At 71.5% G+C, this 1736-nt stretch carries 3 protein-coding genes and 1 pseudogene; all 4 read left to right on the top strand.

What is annotated here, in order from left to right; genetic code table 11:
• Positions 1 to 257, top strand: a pseudogene (locus AB0E94_RS52845) (hypothetical protein); the annotation flags it as partial.
• Between the two features lie 146 nt (positions 258 to 403).
• Positions 404 to 667 carry a hypothetical protein gene (locus AB0E94_RS52840; protein WP_357096004.1) on the top strand — a complete coding sequence of 88 codons (264 nt, stop codon included), beginning with the start codon at positions 404 to 406 and terminating at the stop codon, positions 665 to 667.
• A 107-nt stretch (positions 668 to 774) separates the two neighbouring features.
• Positions 775 to 1230 carry a hypothetical protein gene (locus AB0E94_RS52835; protein WP_360344536.1) on the top strand — a complete coding sequence of 152 codons (456 nt, stop codon included), beginning with the start codon at positions 775 to 777 and terminating at the stop codon, positions 1228 to 1230.
• A gap of 103 nt (positions 1231 to 1333) precedes the next feature.
• Positions 1334 to 1736: hypothetical protein (locus AB0E94_RS52830; RefSeq protein WP_360344533.1), on the top strand; the 403-nt coding region annotated here is incomplete at its 3' end.

Raw genomic sequence — 1736 nt, 5'->3', positions numbered from 1 at the left:
CCGCCGACCGGTTGCCCGCCGAAACGCTGCTGCGCGACGGCTACCGCATCGAGCTCGTCTTCGAGCCCGGTCAGCCCGGCCGCCTGGACCCCGACGGCGCCGTCCTGGACGAGCCGGAGGACTGGTTCTACGCCGCCAACGCCTACGACAACCGCGACAACGTCATCGCGGTCGGTGTCGGCGACACCCTCGGCGAGGCCCTGCTGCGGCTGGCCGCGCCGCCGCCCGTGGAGCCCGCCGACAACCCGCCGTTCTGATCGACGCATTCCGCAGAATCACCCCCCGGACCCGTGGCCACCTGTCGATGCCGCCAGAGCTGTCTTATCCAGGCACGACGTCGGACCCGGACCGTAGCGTCACCCGGGTTGACCACCGTCAACAACCACGCACAAGGAGAAGATCCATGGCCAACGAAGCCGACGCCAACCCCTTCGATGTCGGCCGGGCCGCCAGCCGCGAGGAACGCATCGCCGACCTGGAGGAGAAGTTCCACCAGCACCACACCGACGACGGCGTGCCGGTGCTCAGCGAGGCCGAGCTGCTCGTCGTCGCCGAACTGCTCGACGAGCTGAACACGATCACCAACCCCGGCGAGTTCACCAGCGACCCGTGGGGCCGACTCGCCCGGCTCATGGCGGTGCGCATCTACGACCGCCTCGGCATCTGAGCGGAGGACCCGATGACCACGACAATCGGCGAGCGCGTCGACCAGGCCGCCGCCGGCGAGGCGACGCCGTGACGTCCGCCCGCCCCCACCTCTCACGAAGGAGCACCATGGCCAACGTCAAGACCATGCCCGCCGCCGACCTCATCGCGCACCTGCACCCGCACGACCAGCCCAGCCGGGAGCACACCCTGGCCGCCGTGGCCCAGATCCGCGAGTTGGCCCGCTACCTGGCCACCGTGACCGACCACCCGCAGGACGTGTCCAAGGCGCTGCCGGCGCCGAACGTGGTCAGCGACGTCTGTCTCATCCTGCGCGACGCGATGCCCAACCTCGCCGAGCTGTTCCAAGCGCTGGGCGCCCGCACCGAGCAGTTCGCCGACAGCCCTCGGCTGTATTCCTACGCGGAAGACGACGGCGACGCGCCGCCCGGTAGCGCCGCCCACTACGTCACCCAGGCCGCGACGAAGCTGCTTGCCGTCGCCTCGACCGTCAACACGCTGCGGACCACCCTGGACACCGCAGGCGAGGCCGGCACCATGTTCAACCTGCGAACCGGTGCCTGAGCGGACACCTCGCCGGGTTGCTCCACGCGCGGGTCGGGACCATCCGAACTGGCCCCGACCCGCGCCCGTCGATCATCTCCGACCACACAGGAGGACACCACATATGGCCATCGACAGGCAGGCCCTCGCCGACCAGCAGCAGGCGGCGGCCAGGGCGGTGACCGACGTGTTGGCCCGGATGCCGCGCGAGTTCGCCACGGCGGGAGAGCTGGCCGCGCTGATGGCGGCGCTGCCGGCCGACACCCCGGTCAGTGTCGCCTGGACCGTCCGCGCCGACCCAGACCTACCGGCCGGGCCGACGCACACCGCGCACACCGCCGCCGGCATCACCCTGCTGGAGCCCGACCCGGTCGACGTCGTCGACACCGACGGCAGCGTCCGCTTCTACGGCCAGCTGACCCCCGGCGTCGAGCTGGGCGCGGTCGTCGTCACCGAGGGCCAGCCCGCACCGGCCAAGACCGTGGCCTACCAGCCCTACGAGCGGGCCCAGGACGCCCTGAGCCTCG

The organism is Actinoplanes sp. NPDC026670 (assembly GCF_040638175.1).
Classification (GTDB): domain Bacteria; phylum Actinomycetota; class Actinomycetes; order Mycobacteriales; family Micromonosporaceae; genus Actinoplanes.
This window is presented reverse-complemented; position numbering and strand designations above follow the sequence as displayed.